This window comes from Paenibacillus sp. P2(2022), assembly GCF_029522175.1.
Classification (GTDB): Bacteria; Bacillota; Bacilli; order Paenibacillales; family Paenibacillaceae; genus Paenibacillus; species Paenibacillus polymyxa.
In genome coordinates this window covers 1226710-1245777 of sequence record NZ_JAKWFI010000001.1, presented here as the reverse complement: position 1 = coordinate 1245777, position 19068 = coordinate 1226710, and the positions used below count along the sequence as shown (strand labels likewise).

Annotated in this window: 19 protein-coding genes, 3 pseudogenes and 1 riboswitch; of the genes and pseudogenes, 7 read left to right on the top strand and 15 right to left on the bottom strand. The window is 38.6% G+C overall.

Annotation, left to right across the window (positions count from 1 at the left end; genetic code table 11):
* Positions 1 to 298 precede the first annotated feature (298 nt).
* The 4 genes from MMB75_RS05650 to MMB75_RS05635 all read right to left on the bottom strand — a co-directional run bounded on the left by MMB75_RS05650 (position 299) and on the right by MMB75_RS05635 (position 3865).
* Positions 299 to 679, bottom strand: a complete 381-nt coding sequence (locus MMB75_RS05650; protein ID WP_025365046.1) for a hypothetical protein — start codon at positions 677 to 679, stop codon at positions 299 to 301.
* A 280-nt stretch (positions 680 to 959) separates the two neighbouring features.
* Entirely contained in the window at positions 960 to 2372 is a 1413-nt protein-coding gene (locus MMB75_RS05645) for a helix-turn-helix transcriptional regulator (RefSeq protein ID WP_017427696.1), read from the bottom strand.
* Between the two features lie 317 nt (positions 2373 to 2689).
* Positions 2690 to 2791 carry a hypothetical protein gene (locus tag MMB75_RS05640; RefSeq protein ID WP_016821957.1) on the bottom strand — a complete coding sequence of 34 codons (102 nt, stop codon included), beginning with the start codon at positions 2789 to 2791 and terminating at the stop codon, positions 2690 to 2692.
* A 192-nt stretch (positions 2792 to 2983) separates the two neighbouring features.
* Positions 2984 to 3865 carry a glycosyltransferase family 2 protein gene (locus MMB75_RS05635; protein WP_103042475.1) on the bottom strand — a complete coding sequence of 294 codons (882 nt, stop codon included), beginning with the start codon at positions 3863 to 3865 and terminating at the stop codon, positions 2984 to 2986.
* A 412-nt stretch (positions 3866 to 4277) separates the two neighbouring features.
* Between MMB75_RS05635 and MMB75_RS05630 the strand changes: the two genes are divergently transcribed.
* Positions 4278 to 5747: an FAD-binding protein gene (locus MMB75_RS05630; protein ID WP_260846302.1), complete on the top strand. Its 1470-nt coding sequence runs from the start codon at positions 4278 to 4280 to the stop codon at positions 5745 to 5747.
* A 195-nt stretch (positions 5748 to 5942) separates the two neighbouring features.
* Here MMB75_RS05630 and MMB75_RS05625 read toward each other — a convergent pair whose 3' ends face one another.
* The 3 genes from MMB75_RS05625 to MMB75_RS05615 form a co-directional block, all read right to left on the bottom strand.
* Complete coding sequence (locus MMB75_RS05625) at positions 5943 to 6050, bottom strand: hypothetical protein (RefSeq protein WP_016821960.1); 108 nt, start codon at positions 6048 to 6050, stop codon at positions 5943 to 5945.
* A 242-nt stretch (positions 6051 to 6292) separates the two neighbouring features.
* The gene (locus tag MMB75_RS05620) at positions 6293 to 6418 is read right to left on the bottom strand and encodes a hypothetical protein (protein ID WP_257125939.1); all 126 of its coding nucleotides are present in this window, start codon (positions 6416 to 6418) and stop codon (positions 6293 to 6295) included.
* Positions 6419 to 6664: 246 nt separating this feature from the next.
* Positions 6665 to 6760 (bottom strand): hypothetical protein, encoded by a 96-nt coding sequence (locus MMB75_RS05615; RefSeq protein WP_016821962.1) that lies wholly within the window; start codon positions 6758 to 6760, stop codon positions 6665 to 6667.
* 222 nt (positions 6761 to 6982) lie between these two features.
* Positions 6983 to 7083: riboswitch (guanidine-I (ykkC/yxkD leader) on the top strand.
* An 88-nt stretch (positions 7084 to 7171) separates the two neighbouring features.
* On the opposite strand from MMB75_RS05615, the gene MMB75_RS05610 reads away from it, so the two are divergent.
* The 3 genes from MMB75_RS05610 (at position 7172) to MMB75_RS05600 (ending at position 9236) form a co-directional block, all read left to right on the top strand.
* Entirely contained in the window at positions 7172 to 7510 is a 339-nt protein-coding gene (locus MMB75_RS05610; protein ID WP_103042477.1) for a DMT family transporter, read from the top strand.
* The gene (locus tag MMB75_RS05605; protein WP_103042478.1) at positions 7507 to 7821 is read left to right on the top strand and encodes a DMT family transporter; all 315 of its coding nucleotides are present in this window, start codon (positions 7507 to 7509) and stop codon (positions 7819 to 7821) included. Before MMB75_RS05610 ends, MMB75_RS05605 begins: the two co-directional genes overlap by 4 nt.
* 1094 nt (positions 7822 to 8915) lie before the next feature.
* On the top strand, positions 8916 to 9236 hold the full coding sequence (locus MMB75_RS05600; protein WP_016821966.1) for a hypothetical protein: 321 nt from the start codon (positions 8916 to 8918) through the stop codon (positions 9234 to 9236).
* A gap of 176 nt (positions 9237 to 9412) precedes the next feature.
* Here the strand turns inward: MMB75_RS05600 and MMB75_RS05595 are convergent.
* Positions 9413 to 9601: pseudogene (locus MMB75_RS05595) on the bottom strand (helix-turn-helix domain-containing protein); the annotation flags it as partial.
* 342 nt (positions 9602 to 9943) lie between these two features.
* Positions 9944 to 10489 (bottom strand): GNAT family N-acetyltransferase, encoded by a 546-nt coding sequence (locus MMB75_RS05590; RefSeq protein WP_017427691.1) that lies wholly within the window; start codon positions 10487 to 10489, stop codon positions 9944 to 9946.
* Positions 10490 to 10938: 449 nt separating this feature from the next.
* On the opposite strand from MMB75_RS05590, the gene MMB75_RS05585 reads away from it, so the two are divergent.
* Entirely contained in the window at positions 10939 to 11151 is a 213-nt protein-coding gene (locus MMB75_RS05585) for a hypothetical protein (protein WP_017427690.1), read from the top strand.
* A gap of 49 nt (positions 11152 to 11200) precedes the next feature.
* Here MMB75_RS05585 and MMB75_RS05580 read toward each other — a convergent pair whose 3' ends face one another.
* The 3 genes from MMB75_RS05580 to MMB75_RS05570 all read right to left on the bottom strand — a co-directional run bounded on the left by MMB75_RS05580 (position 11201) and on the right by MMB75_RS05570 (position 14808).
* On the bottom strand, positions 11201 to 12004 hold the full coding sequence (locus MMB75_RS05580; protein ID WP_045244480.1) for a discoidin domain-containing protein: 804 nt from the start codon (positions 12002 to 12004) through the stop codon (positions 11201 to 11203).
* A gap of 791 nt (positions 12005 to 12795) precedes the next feature.
* Positions 12796 to 13968: an MFS transporter gene (locus tag MMB75_RS05575; RefSeq protein WP_045244479.1), complete on the bottom strand. Its 1173-nt coding sequence runs from the start codon at positions 13966 to 13968 to the stop codon at positions 12796 to 12798.
* Between the two features lie 21 nt (positions 13969 to 13989).
* On the bottom strand, positions 13990 to 14808 hold the full coding sequence (locus MMB75_RS05570; protein WP_017427687.1) for a MerR family transcriptional regulator: 819 nt from the start codon (positions 14806 to 14808) through the stop codon (positions 13990 to 13992).
* A 256-nt stretch (positions 14809 to 15064) separates the two neighbouring features.
* Between MMB75_RS05570 and MMB75_RS05565 the strand changes: the two are divergent.
* Positions 15065 to 15370: pseudogene (locus MMB75_RS05565) on the top strand (SPRY domain-containing protein); the annotation flags it as partial.
* A gap of 119 nt (positions 15371 to 15489) precedes the next feature.
* Here the strand turns inward: MMB75_RS05565 and MMB75_RS05560 are convergent.
* Both MMB75_RS05560 and MMB75_RS05550 read right to left on the bottom strand, forming a co-directional pair.
* Positions 15490 to 15912 carry a hypothetical protein gene (locus tag MMB75_RS05560; protein WP_044788171.1) on the bottom strand — a complete coding sequence of 141 codons (423 nt, stop codon included), beginning with the start codon at positions 15910 to 15912 and terminating at the stop codon, positions 15490 to 15492.
* Between the two features lie 444 nt (positions 15913 to 16356).
* Entirely contained in the window at positions 16357 to 17772 is a 1416-nt protein-coding gene (locus MMB75_RS05550) for a helix-turn-helix transcriptional regulator (protein ID WP_019687440.1), read from the bottom strand.
* Positions 17773 to 18014: 242 nt separating this feature from the next.
* Here MMB75_RS05550 and MMB75_RS05545 point away from each other — a divergent pair, with 242 nt between their 5' ends.
* Positions 18015 to 18467, top strand: coding sequence for a hypothetical protein (locus tag MMB75_RS05545; RefSeq protein WP_017427683.1), 453 nt, complete (start codon positions 18015 to 18017; stop codon positions 18465 to 18467).
* A 118-nt stretch (positions 18468 to 18585) separates the two neighbouring features.
* Here the strand turns inward: MMB75_RS05545 and MMB75_RS05540 are convergent.
* Positions 18586 to 19056: pseudogene (locus tag MMB75_RS05540) on the bottom strand (NucA/NucB deoxyribonuclease domain-containing protein).
* Between the last annotated feature and the right edge of the window lie 12 nt (positions 19057 to 19068).

Here is a 19068-nt window from a genome sequence, read left to right as displayed (position 1 = left end):
AATCAATGAACGGAATGAGTCACCAAAAAGCAGCAGCGAACCCATTCAGCTTTGTGATTTCGTTCTTTATAACGTTGATAGCCCACGCGTTATCAGTCACACTGATAAGTTCGTAAATTGGTACACATGAAAATAAGCCTCAGCTTAATCTGAGGCTCAGTGTTCCATACAGTACCTATTTACACTCCAGGCGGCGTAACACGATCTTTTGGGTCACGGCCCCAGCTTCACTATGATTACGGTATGCCTTGTGTCACTCTTGTCGCTTCATACAATATATTAATTTCTCTATAGTAATCTATTGTTTGTCGTCTATTCTCCCGTATGCTTCTGCAGTTTCATCACCAGTAATAACTACGTAAAAATAACCTCCACTAGGTACGTCGACATAATCAGTAAATGTTCTCCCGCTCATAAAAGTATCAAAACTATATGTACCGATTGGGCCATACCTAGATGTGCCGTCAACAGAATACATAAACATTATTGTAGCTTTACCTAGACCAGTATAACCACCACGCAATCTAACTTTTCCACCATTTGTATGAATACTGTCACTTTGGGCGTAGGTTTCGTTTTTCCACTTAGTTGTGGTTACGTAGCTGGAAGCTGAAACGCTTGTAGCAAACATTAGAAAAGCAGCAATCATGACTAGCAACATCGGTTTGAACTTCTTCATTGAGTATCCCCTCTCAGAATATTGGTATGATTAATCATTAAAAAACCTCATTTCATAGGAAGATATAATTTGTCATAACTTTGTGCCATCAAAATATTTATATGTATGCTTCAAAACTGATCACTTCAGCGACTCATTCGGCGCATAGTGTAACAATTCCTTTAACTAAAAAACTCTGCTAACCATAAGGCTAGCAGAGTTTTGTGCTTAAGCACCTCCAATTTGTACAAGGATCTGAATATGTTGCGTCAGGACGGGACCAGTTATAAAAAATAAAAAGCTACTCGCAACGATTAACAGTGCCATTTTTTTCAACATTGTCTAACCACACCTTTTCTAATAGTTTAAAATACTCTTCTCTGGTCTCTGGAGACGCATATGCTTGGAAATGTGCAAAGAGACCTGTACAGTTTATGAAATATGTTTCATTGTTTAGTATATGTGCTTTTACCATTGCACATAATAATTGTTTAAAACCATCACTGTACTTCTTCCTATTTAAATTATAATAGGCCATTTCATAACAAAACAATGCAATATAGTCAGGTACCACTTGTTGGGTGTACATATCAGTAGATGTCGGGAGTTGAGTAGAGGCATCAATGTCTATTTTAAATTTTGTAAGTACACCATCTATATCCAAATTGTATCGGTTAGCTACTATAATAATGTTCAACAACTTTGAGAGCTTCTCACTTTCATTGGCGGTTGTTCCTATATATTCAACAAAGTCTAGAAGCACACTAGTGTTTCCGGACATAAGTTTATTAACATAAGTATTACCTTCTGCCCAATGCTGAAACAAGCTAATCCAGTATTGGGTATCTTCGTCAGTCTCTTTGACCCAATCCAAACCTGTGTAGGCGTATGTATATTGTAAAGCTTGTTGATAGTCGCCTCGGGCTTCACAGACACTTGCACACAATAAATCGGCATAGGTAATGTACACAAACATGGGGCGAGTTAGCTTCTTAGTAGACTCAGTGCGTTCTCGGCTGCTCTGGTGATGTTTCAAAGTGTATTGGATTTCCGCTTTAGCTCTCATTTTTCTCGCTATTTCATCAACCTTATCCCATTTACGCAAAGACCTATACACATTAGCTAAGTCCTTCAATGCATCAAGTTGTTCTATTTCGTCTAGGCGCTCGACATAAGGCTCAAAAAGTATGGCTGCCCTAAGATTGCGGCTTTGATCGTCATCAATCTGAATCGTGAAAATCCGATATTGACAGATGGCCAAACGTTCAGAATGTTGATATTTCTCCACTTCTGCTACACTCTCATAGAGCAATAGTGCAGCATCATGTCGTTCCTGCGCTAATAATTCTTCTGCAATGTCAAATAGTTTGGGTGAGTAGAGTAGATTGTCCATGATAGCTCCCACCACTCGACGGATCGCATCCAGCTTGTCCAACTCTGCACAGCGATACAAAAATGGTTCGATTCTCCTCATATTGGGGGGAATGTCGATGATATAGTTTTCTACATATAAGTCGTAAAAATAGCCTTCTGGTAAACCCATAGCCTCTGTAATTCTATCAATTTGGTTAACAGACATAGAACTATTGCCTGTTACAATGCCACTAACTATTCCCCTATTAATGCCTGCAATATGCCCGAATTGCGTTAGGTTCAGACCCTCTTGTTTTAGGTATCTTTCTAGTTCCGCCCGAATCGTAGGTGTATGCTTCATGCCATATCCACCCTTCATATAAAAATTCCAAAATTTTTATATTGTTGTAGTCTATTTTTCTCTAAAATTGACCATATGTCAATATATTATGCGAATAATGTAAGATTTCAATGTATAATCCATGCTGATCATTGACAGCAGAACCCAATAAGCACAACAACCTATTATGGCAGGGTCTCCTAAGTACGCTGTAAAAACTTAGTTAACCAAAAGGAAGAGATTACTATGGCTACTGCCAAATAACCTATGCGCCATTGGGTTCAACTTTTACCATCTAAAAAAAGTGAAGTGTGTTGCCTAACAGTTTTTTCATAAAATTAAATCCAAAATGCTTTAGTAATTATAACCAAGAGGATAAAAAGCACCAAAATTGCCGCTGTAGAAGTCCACATATTGTAGCCGCCTTCACATGCACCCATGGTTTTAACCTCCTTCGATTGTTGTACTTCTAATATATGTATAGCTGCGTTTTGTGACAGGGCATACAGACAAACAAAACAAAGGCTCAACCAGCTAAACCGGCAGAGCCTAATCACCTTTTTGCAAAAACTTCAAAAGCTTGTGCTATTAGAGTATCTTCTTTCCAACCGGATCACTTGCTTAACTCTCTGTTAATAAGGAATATGGGATATGCACCGTGAAAACGCCATGTTTAATAGTTCCTGGTTATAAACTAAATACTTACTGTTTTGGTCCAGCACCCAGTTGGCAAAACCTAAAGCTCTGGTGTAACTATCATAATCGTAGGGATTAATTTTAAACTCAAGAATATCCAGCATAATCTGGTTCTCTTCATCTGATAATTCCAAGCCTAACTTACTAAACTGTCTTTGACGAATTCTCCGAGCAGTAGCATCTTGTATAGCTCTATGCTGATTGGACACTTGTCCATTATGTTGACGATAATACAATACGTTTATGGGGATGTTCGCCATTTGTACTTGGAAAGCTAGTCGGTTCCACAACTCGTAATCTTCGGCATGGGGATAATTACTATCATATTGAATGCCAAGCCGACGGATCATGCTATTGCGCATGATTATAGCAGGATGGCAGATACAACAATGAAATAACAACCATGTTTTTATTTCGTCATGACTGGCCGGATTTACCTTTATTGATCCCCCACTAGATGAAGTAAAAGCAGCACCGCATACATCAATCAATGGATTTTGATCCATAAATGCGGTTTGTACAGCTAGTCGATCTGGCGTAGAAATATCATCGCTATCCATACGAACGATATATTCACCATTGGCCTTTTTTAATCCTTCGTTTAAAGAAGCGATCAACCCTCGATTGGTATTATGGAAGATTTTTATCACTCTAGGGTCTGATATTTGTGAAATAAGAAAGGTAGATCCATCTGTCGAACCATCATCAATAACAATTAATTCAAAATCCGTATAAGTTTGAGCTAAAATACTGTGTATTGCCTCCAAGACAAAAGCTGCATTATTGTAAACTGGCAGTATGACCGAAGCTCGTGGCACAATATTCCCTCCATTTCATATTTTTCAAATGGAATCAGTATTAAAATCACAAAGCAGCTTCCCTATTTTTTTGATAATGGTTCCTTCTATATTCTCATGTTCTAAGATATGTTCTGAAATATATTTCGAAGCGGCTTCCCGGTAATATAATATGCCCTTTTGAAAATTTAGAAGCTTCCAGTCCTAGAAGCTAGTGCCATCAAAGATTGATTGGTTTGAATATCCCTGCTTCAAAGTCGGGCTAATTACTTCTTAGACGAAGTTGACAATATAAGTAATAAATTTGTACAATTAGGAAAAATATTTCACTTAGATTCCATTCTTCATCGGTAACAAACATATATATCTAAGTGGAAAACGGACTGTGAGATTCAGCCTAAGATAATATCTGCATCTTAAAAAGGGAGATAGAATGATGGAACGAAATGTAACATCCGTAGAACACTACACTCCAATTTTGATTGTTGGTACGGGTATCTCGGGGCTTGCTGTTGCTTATTATTTGTCAAAAAACAATATCAAGTACACGATTACAACAAAAAAGAATGCGCCCAAACAGAGCAACTCCTTTCTTGCAGCCGCAAATACACGTGTTCCATCAGAGAATGATATTAATAATATTATTAATCTTACGATTGATAAATGTGGAGCAGATCGATCGGTTATTGAAACGCTATATAGAAACTCCAACATAGTTATAAATTTTTTCGAGGAATTAGGAATCTCTTATGAGAAAACATCCTTTGGTATCATGCCTGAATGTTTGATTAAATCACAGGGAGGAAAGAAATTAATTAATTGTTTGTTACAACATATTGAACAACCGCTGTGTAATAAAATTTTGATTCATTTGGAAAAGTATAATGATGGAATTATCGCATTATTTTACGACATCCAATTAGATCAATTTATCAGGATATATACTAATTATTTGGTATTAGCTACGGGAGGATATGCGGGGCAATTTAACTACAATGATAATTCACCAGGTTCGACTGGAGAAACGCTTATCTTAGCTAAAAAAATAGGTGCAAGATTAAAGGGAATGTCTACAGTAATGTCTCATCCTTGGTCAATATACAATGGAAGACAAATTTTATTGGGCGGAGTTGTATCTTTAAGTCAAGGGAAAATAGTAGATGAGGAAGGAATTCAACTATTAAAAGATGAGTATATTTGTGATGCCATTGCTCGAGATGATTACCATGAAATGATTGACGAGATTTTACATTTTGAACTCGATTGCATCAAGCAAAAAAAGGATATGTACTTGGATATGAGCCATGCTGATGAAAATATATTGAATGAAAGATTTAAAAAATATGGATTTAGCACTAATGTGGTTAAAAATAAAAGAATCAAAATTACACCAACAATGCACTATTCTTCAGGAGGAATCGAAATCAATGCTAATGCTGAAGTTATAAACTTGAATCGTGTTTTTGCTACTGGAGAAGCTCAATTTAATGGTGTTCTTGGTATGGGAAGAATCCCTGGGCAAGCATTTGCAGCGGGTATCGTTTTCGGTAAATTAATTGCTGACAAAATAGCTAATGAAGGTGTCTTCAATACTCAATACCCGATTACATTTAAAGATCCACCTGAAACTATGCAGCTGTACTCAAAAGAAAATAATGACTTTCCAATTGAAGAGTTTCAGAAAAAGTTGTCCACTCTAATGGTGGATCTGATCGCTCCCGATTCATCTGTGGTTTCTCGATCACTCCATAAAAGAGAAATACAAGAAAGTCAAAACATAATATTAAGTAGAGCAAGAGGATCAGGAAAACGATATGAGGATATTTTAACATTATTTTTTGGATATTTTGTTGCGTTAGAAATTATAGAAGATCTTGAAGAAAAGGCATTCGGTATAGGCTAATAAACCCTTCAATGAGACATTCTCCCTTCCGACAAAACCCAATAAGCGCAAAACTATTATGGCAGAAATTCAGCGAGCACCCACCAAAAGAACAGCGAATGCTGTGGCTATTGCCAAATAGTTTATGCGCTTATTGGGATCAACCTTTTACAATCCATGAGTGAAGTGAAATTACCCAGCAGTTCTTTTCACAAATTAAACCCAAAGTGATTTAGTGATGATAACTAAGAGAATAAAGAGCACTAGAATTGCCGCTGTAGAAGTCCATACACCGCCGCCGCCATTACCTTCATATGCACCCATGCCTTTTAACCTCCTTTATCTGTCGTCACTTTAATATATGTAAAAATACATTCTGTGGTAGGGCATACTGGTAAATAAAAAACACCACACTAGCAGGACCTGCTAGGAGCTAGGGAAGGAAAGCATTGCTAGTTCACAGAAACATTTTTCCCCTATTTTGAATATATCCACTCTTATTCCCGTTTTCATTAATATTGGACGCAACCTCTCCGTTAGAGCAGGCACCAATGAGAATAGGTGCTTTATCCGGCTCGGTCGCTGCCTACTGTAGTTCCAATCCCCATAACGATCGTACCAATTAAAATCTTATGGACAACTTTAATTTTAAGACTCAGCATTCTGTGACTAAATTTCCACATACCCAACATCAATTAACCCCTCATTTTAAAATATTAGATTGCACTATACTTTGGTAATTGTAACTAGAATATAAAGTGGATATCATAGCGCATCTGAGTTGTTAAAGCTAGTCGAGAAGATGTTCAAATAAAACAAGCTCTACTGACCTTAATCGGTCGGCAGAGCTTGTTATCTAATCTGATTTCGGGCAGATTACTATAGAAATAAGGGCATTGAACTTGAATGATGGGGTCTATATAATTTTCTTCGCAATATTAAACCCAGCACGATTTAAGGATGATAACCAAAAGGATATAGAGCACCAAAATTGCCGCTGTAGAAGTCCACACACCACCTGCACATCCACTCATAGCTTAGCCCTCCTTTAATTGTTTTCACCTTAATATATGTATAGCTACGACTCTGTGACCGGGCATTCAGTTAAACAGAAAATATACCCAACCAGGAGAATCCAGTGAAAATGAAGTTGTAGACTAGGCATCGGCGTCAAAGTAACTGGCAAGTTAGTGGGTGAATTGTAAATTGACTCACGTTACATCGCGTGGTAGTATAATTTTAGCCAATAACTGAATAAAAACGTTTTCTAGGGTTCCGCAATCACAAGATTGGTCTGGTCCGAGAGAAAACGCACAGCCATATGGCTGTGACACGGAGGGATAAAAGCCTGGGAGATAAACGCATTGTGCGGTTTATTTCCCAGGCTTTTATCTTTTTTCTTTTATGGCCCAATTTTTAATAAAAAGTTTAAGGAGGAGTGTGTTATGAACAAAACATGGATTTCAGTCATTGTGGCGGCTATATTCGAGGTTGCTTGGGTTAGTGGGTTAAAGCATGCGGATAGTTTTTGGGAATGGAGTGGTACAGTAGTCGCTATTTACATCAGCTTTTATTTGATGATCAAGGCGGCTCGTTCATTAGCGGTTGGAACTGTATACGCTGTATTTGTCGGACTAGGGACGGCAGGAACTGTAGTAGCTGAAATCCTATTGTTTGGCGCAGACATAAGTGTTTCGAAAGTAGCTTTGATCGGGCTGCTACTTATTGGAGTGATTGGTCTGAAAATGCTTAGTAAGAAGAAAGAGGAGGTAAATGGACTATGAATTGGGTGTATTTGATCTTAGCGGGGATTTTTGAAATGATCGGGGTTTTGCTTATAAACAAGCTCAATCAGACCCGCAATTGGAAATCGCTGACTCTTTTGATTACTGGTTTTGGCCTAAGTTTTATATTTTTGTCGTTGGCAATGCAAACACTCCCGATGGGAACAGCTTACGCTGTATGGACTGGAATTGGCGCTTCTGGAGGTGCTATCCTCGGCATGATCTTTTATAACGAGCCTCGCGGATTAATGCGTATTTTGTGTATAGGGTTGGTCCTTAGCTCTGCTGTAGGGCTGAAACTAGCCAGTTAAAAATATATATTGGTGTAGCTCTAAAGGTCGTTTCCTGAGCAAACTAACGATGAATGTTAACTTTAAAAAAGCTACGGCAGTCTGGGACTTTATTTCCTTGTCCATGGCTGCCGTTGAAATAAAATTCTACCATATTTGCTTATGCTCCCCTCTACTTTTCCATTAATTTATTGAATATCTCTCTATCTTTGGAAGTAAATTCGGAAATCCATTGCTTTTGCTCATACGTGTTGGTACTTGAATCCAATTTAATGAAGCTATTTTCACCAACCACATATACAATATTTTTTCTATTTTATAAGACCGAACGTTATCAACAGTATTTTCCAGTGGGTCCCATAATCCATTACCTTCGAGTCTTATTGACATGACATGTATGTAGCCTCCTGATGTGTTATGCGGAAATTATATTTTGAGTACAAAAAATAAACTCTGGATCATTGGAGGTTTAATTCCGTATAATGCCTATTTTCAGACGAGGAAATGTAATGATCTTTTGGTCACCATCCCAGCCCTCCATGATTACAATATAGAGCGTATCCGTCTTCGTTGGTTGTAGCGTTCGATATCAGGTAACAAAACATTCAACTTCTTCTGTTACCCGCGTTTCCGTATACTATACAGATCAGAACAATGAACGACGAAAGCGGACACAACTATTATGCAGCAATAGCGGAATAGAGAGTTGCCAAAGTTACACTAAACTTTTGCAGAAGTTTACGATGGCGCACGATAAGCCATGGAAAGAATATGGGGGCGATATTCCTGAGCCAGTAGAATAAGACAAGAACAGCAGTAAATTTAATGTGTGTATTCCTAAAAGCCTACGTCGTCATTGCCAAAAGAAATTACCGAAAATTCTCTCTTGAACCAGGATTACCAGTTCGATCCCCCCATTAACCCAGCCTAAACAGACGCATCGCAGTTCGCTCCAACCTCAAACGGCAGGTCATTCACCGCATTGGTGCCCAGATGCCAAAGGCTGAGAGTAGCTGCGAGTTCCCAAAAAAACAGTTATCAATAAAGCGTACAATCGCAACACGTTAGATCCATTTAAACTAATCAGGAAATTATCCAAGTAGGAGGAAATAACCATGGCATTTGAAGGTTATGGAGAAGACAAGCGAGAACATTGGTTTGACTGGCCGTTCCCCTTATCGGTATCAATACTGTATGTGGATGCAGATGTAGATGAAACAGAAACGAAATGGTATCTGATTGACGAACAAGAAAAACACTTGATCCGAATTAGGGATGAAAAGCAAATTGAACTGCTTCATCATTGCATGTATGGAGTCTTGTTAAATGACGAGAAGATCAACTGGATTATTAATAAAAATGGCGGTAGATTTACCTATCACGATAGTGTGCAAGATTTTATCAAATTCCAGAAAGACTACCTTGATACACTATAAGAGGCGTGAACAGTTAAAGCTCTACCGACCCATTAAGGTTAGCAGAGCTTTCTTTTACTTTAGAATCCACCTATTTGTACAAAGGTCTGAATAAGCTGATCATGATTGTGAGCGGGTACGGTTATAAAAAACAAAAAGCTACTCGCAACGATTAACAATGCCATTCTTTTCAGGCAGCCCGCTGTTAAACCCATAGCCTCAGTCATTAGGTCAAGCTGATTAACAGATATAGACTTATTACCTGTCACAATGGCACTTACTATTCCCCTATTAATGCCTGCGATATGCCCAAATTGCGCTATGCTCAAACCTTCTTGTTGCAGGTATCTGTCTAATTCCGCCCGAATCGTAGGTGTATGCTTCATGCCATAGCCACCCTTCGCTTGAATATTCCATATTTTTTAAAAACATACTTCATTTTTCACCATAATTAACCATATGTCAATATATTATTCGACTAATATAAACTTTCAATTTTTCGCATGAAATGAAATAAAAAACTCATCGCATGTCTCAAATACTAGCATTCCACCAACTATAGATGAGAATAATTAGCATATTAACAGATGGAATTAAATCAAAAGCCACAATAATATCTCACTAAACGTAAAAGTACCCCACTGGCTTTGGCTAGTAGGGTTTCACCGATACTTTCGGATTGCACAACGGGATTCTGTAAATACAATACATTAAATTATCATGATGCATTAGAATTTTGAATAGAAAAATACCGCATTTTCATCTTTGTATTTTGAGTTTGAATAAAGCATAGTGTCCACTGCTCCAATATCAAACCCATTTTTCAAATAAAATCGGCAAGCGAGTAAATTAATATCCTGCGTCTCAAGCGTAAATCCCTGCATTCCTTTTTGTAATGCCCACTCTCTTGCCTTGTTTAACAAGGCAGTTCCAATTCCTTTTCCTCTGCTACTTTCTAATACAATAAGCCTGTCAATAGAAGCAAATTTAGTTTCCTCTACTGTCCCCAGTCTTATATGTCCCAAGCATTTCCTTCCGGAATAGTATAAGAAAGCAATACTGTCATTGCTATTAATATATTCATCAAGATCTTCGTGTTCCGGGTATTTTGACTCATAAGGTTGCTCATAAAGTTCTTCATGATAACTCCATATGCCATTTTCTAGTTTGGGGATAAGTCTCCCTATGACCATAAAAGGTTGATCTTTGCATTCGTAATCATCCTTGTTATCGAATGTCATTTCAACAATTTCAATTCCTCTAATTTGCTCCAAAATATCTCTCCTTAATGCTGGACTTTAATACTTGATTGGATTCAATTATAGCATGTCTGTCTCGAATATAATTTCAGTTTACTTCATTCCATTCGCCTATTCATATTCCCTCCTGCTAGACATATATGTATACTTCCCCAAACGCAAAAAACACTCACTCGCTTGAGCCATAGGGTGTCATCGATGCTGTCGGGGTTGCTCTGTATCCGTCGCGTCAAGTATAATCCGATTGGACTATTTTGTGAATATTAATAGAAGATCTTCTCCTGGTCATATGTACTTTTGATAAATTCACTGATTGCCTGCTAATTGAGTTTGAAGTTTTCTACAAGGAAACAGAATTACTACCTGGTCACAAAGTCCAGACATTTGAATTCCGTGATCATGGTTTACTATTTGAATAGGCTAAAACGAAAACCATCCAGCTTAACAAAAAAGGAGCGATGATTATGAATTTAGAAAGATTCCTAGAAATACATCGCAGGAACATACAAGACAAATTACAAGAGGAACGGCCACGAACTGATGAACAAAAGCAAATAGTGGTAGCATTGTATATCGCCGAAGCGCTGAATCACCTTCGTAATAACCTGACAATGGAAGAAGTCTTGGGACTAACGGAGATATATAGAGATTACCGCCAAACCAGTGCAATGAAGTGATAACATTAAAAAGCTCTGCTAACCTTAATGGGTCGGCAGAGCTTTTAATTTATTTAGAGTATTCACTTACTTCAAACATTAGGATACGATCATACAACATGTAGTCCTTACGGCTACTGAATGGACCTTTATTGTTATCATGTTTATTGATTGCATAGGATGCTGATCCAGAACCAGCTTGTTTGCCTTCGTACCATGCAATAAAGTCATTGACCTCTTGCATACTCAAATCGAATTCTTTCTCCAAGCCAGTTGTCATGGTGACAACAAGGATTGCACGGTCCCCGTTTGGAGTCGGTTCCTCTGTTCCTGGGTTAGGAGTGGAACTTGATACTTTAGACATCATCTCTAATTCGCCAAGAGTTATATACTGACTTCCATTGTTCGCTGTAATATTAATTCTATAGTCCTTGTATGAATTAGAGTTAGAAAAAGTGAATTTTTTTGGAGTGCTATCTACCCATTCAGTGATATTTGATTGAGTGTCTAGCACGTTCCAAGTAATCCCATCATTTGAGCCTTCAAAAGTCCAATCTTTAGGAGCTCGGTCGGTTGCCGTTGTCTGTGGATATATAACGTATTGTTCAATAACTTCAGGTTTAAGAAAGTCATATCTTAACCATGCAGTAGTTTCATTAGATCCCCAAGCACTAGAGATAGTAGCAAAATCTCCGTCAAAAGATCTATATGCGTATGAAAATTCATTGCTCGCACTAGCTACTCCAGATGGCAAAGTGTTAGATGTCATTTTGGGAATTAAATTTTCTGAATACTCTACTTCAGCTGCAAAGACATTTGACAAGGGAAGCGATAAAAGAACTAAAAATAGAATTGTTATACATGCTTTCTTCATTAAATAATCCTCCAATATGTTTAATAGAACTAAGAATAATTTAATTGAGGAAATGTGTCTAAACATAAACTTGCTTATCTATAAATATGTTCTATATTTTTGCATATTTTTTTTTTATTGGGTATTAAAAAAACTCATGCCAGTGCTATACTGGTTGAGTCCTTGTTTTTATTTCACGATAAACCTTACTTTAGTTCCATCAGCACCTGCGTCACCTTCTGCACACATGCCATTGGCGATACTTTCCTACTGTTTAGATACATTGGCTTCGCTAAGGAACGAACTTACTCTAAGCACTTTGGAAGAGAATATTTTATTAGTATCTAGGCTAAATAGTAAAAAAAAGAATACTGGATGCCCGTATTCAAGAAGTACTCGATATCCTTGTAGAACAGTACACTGAGGATTACCAAATCAAGGATTTGGCTCGTGGAGTCCGCCTTTCCCTTTCAAGAATTCCCCATCTATTTAAGCAACAATCTGGAAAACTTCTGCAATATACTTTTCGCCCCATCACTGAAATTCCACTTGATGTGGGTTTCCAGTCCTCTAATTTTTTTTCAAAACAGTTTGCATCTTTTTATGATCTATCTCTTTCAAATTACCGCAAATTGCATCGGGATAACTACTAATCTTCGTGCAATTCTTTCACACAGTAAATAAAGATACACCCCTTAGAGTGGAGATTAGAAGCATCATTGCTCACTCTAAGAGATGTGGAATACATGATGGGCTCACTTGAAGAAGGCGGAATATAAATTTAGTTTCACCCTAGTCAGTCCATTTCATATTTATTTAGTAACAATAGGAGTTCCAGTCCTACTGCTCATTTTTTTAAATAGTAAGATGGCAAGAAGTAAAGCAATGCTTACAGCGGCAAAACCCAGCCAATTCAAAAACAGGACAGATATACGACTAATGACAATCCCGCCTAATCCAGATCCCAGTGCAAAACCAAATTGGATGAACGAAGTATTTACGCTAAGGGTAATGTCCGGATTTCGAGGCGCTAGAGTAACTAGATATAGTTGCTGGGCGGGGGAAATACTCCACGTTGCTAACATAAAAATCATTAAAACCAAGATTAATACCAAGATATTGACACCCGCTAGAGCGAATAAAAGAAGAGTCGCCCCTTGTAACAGGAGTCCGAAACAAATTGTAAATTTCGATCCTTTTGCATCTGCCAATTGTCCGCCCACTCTTGATCCAACAAAGCTGCAAATTCCCGCCAGGAATAGAACACCGCTAATTTCGGTTATGGAAAGAGAGGATGTGGCTTGCAAGAAAGGCGTAATATAGGTGAACAGTGTAGAATAGCCGCCGATATAAAGTAAAGTAATAACCAAAGCAGTCAGAATTGTTGAATTCCTTAAAATGGAGAGCTGCATTCTGAGGGTAACCTTTTCTTTTTCTTTGATTGCCGGCACCTTTTTATAGATGATAAGTAAAGGAAGAACACTTAACAAACCGATTAAAATAAATAGAACTCTCCATCCAAACATCTCACTAAAAAATGTGCCAATGGGAACCCCGAGCACTAGCGAACTGCTAAGCCCCATCAAAATGATACCGATGGCATTCCCCCTTTTTTCTTTTTCAACGAGTCGTGTCGCTACTGCCATGGCTACCACCGTAGTAATTCCTCCGCTAGCTCCTTGAATCATTCGTACCCATAGTACTGTTTCGTAAGCAAGATCTACAAACATAAGTCCGTTGCTGGCAATAAACACACTAAGGGTGGCCATCAGTAGCTTCTTGCGATCTGCATTTATCGTTAATGCAATCAAAATCGGAGCGATAGCTGCTGCGAGAGCAAACACAGTCACCAGTAACCCAGCTTCGGAAGTAGATACTCCTAAGTCCATAGCAATCATTTCAATGACTCCTGTGATAATGTATTCAATGGTTCCGATCAGAAAAACAGCCAGTGCCAGGACATAGATGATCAGTTTATTTTTCAATTCACTCCACTCCTTCTCCAGTTATTTATTTATAATTGGAATTTGTATTTCCATGAATTGTGCATCTTGTTCTGGAGATAATGGTAAATATATTTCCCTACCAGATTCGTTTTCCTTGATCTGATAGTTATTTTTCTCAATCCACGTAGCTAAATGGACACAGGCTGTACAAGCAAAGTTAGAATTTGAACGAAAAGCCATTGTGGCCATCATCGGCTCAGGAGGAAGAGTCCGTAGCCGAAATGGGTCTGGAGATAATAGCAACTCACAGGTTAAAAAGTAACCGACTTCAAACTCGAACTCATCCTCTTTTCCGTCTATTTCTTTCCACAAAACAACCTGCGGACCTTGAGTCAACTGGCGAATTTCCTTTGTTAATAACTGATTAAATTTACGAAACAGGTCTGGAATGTCCTCTTCTCTCCCGCATGCTTTCTGAAAAAGAAACTGCCTGGCACCTTCTGCTTTGACTCTGATTTCTTGCCCTGTTTCGACTTGCCCCTCTTTTTCTATAAGCTGCATACGTTCCTCAATCCTGACAAGTTTGGCTTGTTCCGTATCGATGATTTGCTGGATTTCGCTTCTTTTCAGCTTAAACATCCCTTGAATATTCTCCAATGTAATATCTTCGTGGAGCAACTGTGTAATTTGTGGCAAAGTGAAACCCAATTCCTTATAGAATAGGATTCGGTTGAGCTCAAGAAGCTGATCTGCGGAATAGAAACGGTAGCCAGTATCGCGATCCACCTTTCTCGGCTTCAGTATGCCAATCTGGTCATAATAGCGAAGAGTTTTTAAAGAGACCTTGCTTAGCCTGGAAAACTCACTGATTTTAAACAAAATATCATCTCCAATCTATAACATAATGGGAGTATACAGTTTCCCGTGCAGGGGAAAGTCAAGGGTGTGAATGTTTCTCCTTTTCATATCTAAGATCGATTGCCTTCCTTGTCTCAACCTATGTTGGTGTAAAAGGTCGGAACCACCGTGGACCTGCACCACCTGAAAACCTTTTATACACTTGCTTCCACTCTTTTAAAAATACAATTAATCCTCTTGCGATTTCTTTTATCATACGATACCTTCATAGTATTTAAACACAACACCTGATCCATCAACAAAGCCCGATCCGTCTACAACACCTGGATCATCGGATACAGATAGATCATCGCAACCAACTGGTGATCGCGCTATTTTGACTGTAACAATGGATAATGGATTTGATAAAGAATTCGATTTGAGTAAAAAAGAATTGAACGCCTTCATCGCTTGGTATGACGCTAAAGATGCAGGTAGAGGCCCTTCATTCTTTGCCATTGATAAGCACAATAATAACAAAGGACTCCATACTGGTTACATACCAGCGGAATCCTTTCTCACATTTGCTCTAAATTCAAATTGATTAACGAAAAAAGCTCTCCCACCAATTAAGGGGATTAATTCACTTGCTGGCTTGAACAAACACATATTTAACTTTCCGCATCAAATGGCCAGAAGGACAAGTTGTATTCCTAGAGTAATTTAGAGGTTTCCAGGCTGTGAATCAGCTACTCCCCATGTTTCTCCGTCAACTTTATAATCGCTGCCTCTCCACTGAAGTATGTAGTCTCCAGAACGCAATCCGTCGCTAAAACCTTGGTCTGTAGATTTCCAAGTCACTGTGTCGTGAGGAACGATTATTAAACTTTCAATATATAGTTTGTTTGAACCGCTGTGAGTTAAACTTACTCTTACTGGATGATCAGAGTGATTCTTCATACAAAGTTTAACATGCCCCCATCCTTTAGGGACACTAAAGGCTTCTTTTACAGTTGCGCTTCCACCCGATCTTTGAGAAATTATATTGTTTCCACTAGTTTTACTGGGTGAAGCTGGAACTGCACCTACCGTAGTTGCTATAGATAAAGATAAAATCAAGAACTGAAATATTCTTTTTTTCATCATTTTCCCCTCCTATTTTTGATATGCTCTACCTTAAAGTGACACCATCTACAATCTGGTAGGTCCTTTCACTTCTACTCTAAATTCAAACTATTACGAAAGAAACACAATCCATTAATCTTAACCGACTCCAGTGTAAACTTCTCCACCGTAGTCCACAATATTTATCAAACCCTCTCCCAACGGCTGTACTACATATACTCTTACTATCCTAATGCAGCTGTAAATAGTTCTATACCCGGCTTTAACATTTTATATGTATGGTTCATACTGATCACCTCAGATAGTTATTCTGCCGTATGTGTGGTAATTCCTGCACTAAAGAAAGCTCTACCAACCATAAGGTTAGCAGAGCTTTAGCTTTAAAATCCTCCAATGGTAACGTTAGGCTGAATACTATGGTGATGGTTAAAGGCTTGATCCGGCACAGTAACAATCAACAAAAAGCTAGCCGCAATGATTAGAAGTACCACTTTTTTGAACATTGTTTTCCCACACCCTTTCAATAAGATTGAAATACTCAGCTTTAGTTTCAGGAACCGCATGGGCTTGAAAACGAACAAACAACCCCATGCAGTTTATAAAGTAAGTTTCATTATTTATTATATGTGACTTTACCATTGCATTCATCAAATATTTAAAGCCATCAATGTACTTCCCTCGATGTAAAAAATAAAAACCTAACTCATAACCAAACCACGCGATATAATCCGGTATCACTTGTCTGGTGTACATATCATCTGATGATAGTTGTTGTGAAAAAGTCCCGATAAGGGTTTCAAATCGTTTTAGTATATCGTCTACATCTATGCTATATTGGTTTGCGGCAATTATAACATTAAGCAGTTTTGATATCTTTTCATTTTCGTTAGTCTCTGATGTCGCTACAATATATTCAACATAATCATGCAGTACATTTATATCTCCAGATAAAAGCTTATATACGTAAGTATTACCTTCTGCCCACTGACTGAACAAGTTCATCCAGTGCTTAGTATCCTCGTCGTCCTCTTTAACCCAGTCTAAATCAGCATAGGCATATGTATATTGTAAAGCTTGCTGATAATCGCCCCGGGCTTCACAAACACTGGCACACAATAGATCAGCATAAGCAATGTATCCAAATAACGGTCCTCTTGTTTTCTTTTCTAGCGTTCCATCTTTGTGTTGCTCGTTATGGACAAACGAGTATTGGATTACAGCTTTAGCTCTCATTTGCCTTGCCATTTCGTCTACCTTGTCCCATTTACGCAAAGACCTGTACACGTTAGCTAAATCCTTCAGCGCGTCAAGCTGTTCTATTTCATCTAAGCGTTCGACAAAAGCCTCAAAAACGGCTGCTACCCTAACATTTTGGCTTTGATCGTCCCCAATCTGAATCGTGAATATACGATATTGGCAGACTGCCAAACGTTCAGAATGTTGATATCTCTCCGCTTCAGCTACCCCTTCATAGAGCAGCAATGCAGCCTTATGTCGTCCCTGTACCAATAATTCCTCTGCAATTTCAAATAGCTTGGGTGAATAAAGTAGATTGTCCATGATGGCTCCCACCACTCGACGGATCGCATCCAACTTGTCCAACTCCGCACAACGAAACAAAAACGGTTCGATTCGCCTCATATTGGGTGGATGGTCGATGATGTAGTTTTCTATAAATAGATCATAAAAGTGACCTTCTGGTAAACCCATAGCCTCAGTGATTAAGTCAAGCTGGTTAACAGACATAGACTTATTCCCTGAAACAATGGCGCTTACCGCTCCCCTATTCATGCCTGCTATATGTCCAAACTCCGTCATGCTCAAACCTTCTTGTTGTAGGTATCTGTCTAATTCTGCTCTAATCGTAGGTGTATGCTTCATGTCATATCCACCCTTCATACAGAAATTCCAAAACTTATATATTATTGCATTCTATTGTTGTTCATAATTTAACAGTTGTCAATAAGTTTTGAAATATTTGTCATGCAATACTTAAAAGAATTATATATTTTCGAATATTAATTTTTTTACCATTTTGTTAATGAAAATGTACATTTTATTCCTTTTTATGTGCTATGATTGGTCAGTAGTACAAATTATACCATTCGGGAGGACGGTTTTTGATGAAGCTTAAAAACACAGCAATCATTCTTACAGGTCTATTGGCTCTTACGGCAGTAGCTCCGCTGGCTGCTTCCGCCACACCAGTTATGGGGGTTGAATTATCAAAGAGGCATGGAGGTATAGTTATCCAGTCAACTGGTCAAGAAGTACATGAGGTTCTTGGCGGGACAAGTCCGACGATGGAGTTTACTGTCAAAAAAGGTTATGGACATGTAAAGATTAAAGTGAAGAATACAGGAAGCAACACAATTTCGTGGAGCTTGCAGGGTAACGGGAGGGAATACCTTAATAAAACTGTTGGCAGAGGTGATACATTAACGTGGACTAGTCTTAATTCATACCCTAACGGGATGCCATCAGGGGAATACGTAATTCAATTCCGAGCTGGCGGTAACAGAGTTGAAGGCGAAGCTTGGGGTACTACCGGTCAGTATCCATCAGACATTAACTAACCAACCTCAAGCAGGTGAGTATCTTGGAGTTATATCCGAGACACTTTTTGAATTCAATTTTGCTATACTTAGTGTCTACTAAGCCCAGCTAACCTTAATAGGTCGGCCGGGCTTTTTACTATTTAACGATAAATTCAACTTTTGTTCCGTTAGCATAGTCGTCCAGCTTGTGACCGACCCACGATTCTGCTCCACGATTATCCTTTGGACTTATGTACTTAATGTCTGCACCCTCTCCACCTTCGGCGCATAAGGCCATAGGCCACTCGTCTCTATCCTTGCCCTTTTTAGTCGGCACGCCTTTAAGGGACAGCTCGCGGTTATGATCGGCTCCTGCTCGTTCGATGGTGCATACCGATGATTTTCCGGCTGCTATGGTCTCTTTTATGTGCTATGCTGTCTCAGGATAGCGCTCTGACGGAAACTCCAGTTTGACCGTGTCAGCCGATACCTGGGTTACTGGAACGGCTACAGGGTCGCTCTTAGTAGTCTTTACAACGTCTTGTTGTACGCTGCATCCAGCTAATAGGATTGTTATTAACACGGTAAAAATCCATTTAACATATGTATTCCTCCCCCTATAAAGCAGAAAAACACCCCA

Coding starts and splice junctions, on each gene's coding strand:
- MMB75_RS05580 (WP_045244480.1), bottom strand. CDS start 12,004: ATGAAGAAAGCATGTATAACAATTCTATTTTTAGTTCTTTTATCGCTT.
- MMB75_RS05630 (WP_260846302.1), top strand. CDS start 4,278: ATGATGGAACGAAATGTAACATCCGTAGAACACTACACTCCAATTTTG.
- MMB75_RS05615 (WP_016821962.1), bottom strand. CDS start 6,760: ATGAGTGGATGTGCAGGTGGTGTGTGGACTTCTACAGCGGCAATTTTG.
- MMB75_RS05625 (WP_016821960.1), bottom strand. CDS start 6,050: ATGGGTGCATATGAAGGTAATGGCGGCGGCGGTGTATGGACTTCTACA.
- MMB75_RS05550 (WP_019687440.1), bottom strand. CDS start 17,772: ATGAAGCATACACCTACGATTAGAGCAGAATTAGACAGATACCTACAA.
- MMB75_RS05605 (WP_103042478.1), top strand. CDS start 7,507: ATGAATTGGGTGTATTTGATCTTAGCGGGGATTTTTGAAATGATCGGG.
- MMB75_RS05585 (WP_017427690.1), top strand. CDS start 10,939: ATGAATTTAGAAAGATTCCTAGAAATACATCGCAGGAACATACAAGAC.
- MMB75_RS05650 (WP_025365046.1), bottom strand. CDS start 679: ATGAAGAAGTTCAAACCGATGTTGCTAGTCATGATTGCTGCTTTTCTA.
- MMB75_RS05610 (WP_103042477.1), top strand. CDS start 7,172: ATGAACAAAACATGGATTTCAGTCATTGTGGCGGCTATATTCGAGGTT.
- MMB75_RS05645 (WP_017427696.1), bottom strand. CDS start 2,372: ATGAAGCATACACCTACGATTCGGGCGGAACTAGAAAGATACCTAAAA.
- MMB75_RS05620 (WP_257125939.1), bottom strand. CDS start 6,418: ATGTTGGGTATGTGGAAATTTAGTCACAGAATGCTGAGTCTTAAAATT.
- MMB75_RS05545 (WP_017427683.1), top strand. CDS start 18,015: ATGAAGCTTAAAAACACAGCAATCATTCTTACAGGTCTATTGGCTCTT.
- MMB75_RS05560 (WP_044788171.1), bottom strand. CDS start 15,912: ATGATGAAAAAAAGAATATTTCAGTTCTTGATTTTATCTTTATCTATA.
- MMB75_RS05600 (WP_016821966.1), top strand. CDS start 8,916: ATGGCATTTGAAGGTTATGGAGAAGACAAGCGAGAACATTGGTTTGAC.
- MMB75_RS05640 (WP_016821957.1), bottom strand. CDS start 2,791: ATGGGTGCATGTGAAGGCGGCTACAATATGTGGACTTCTACAGCGGCA.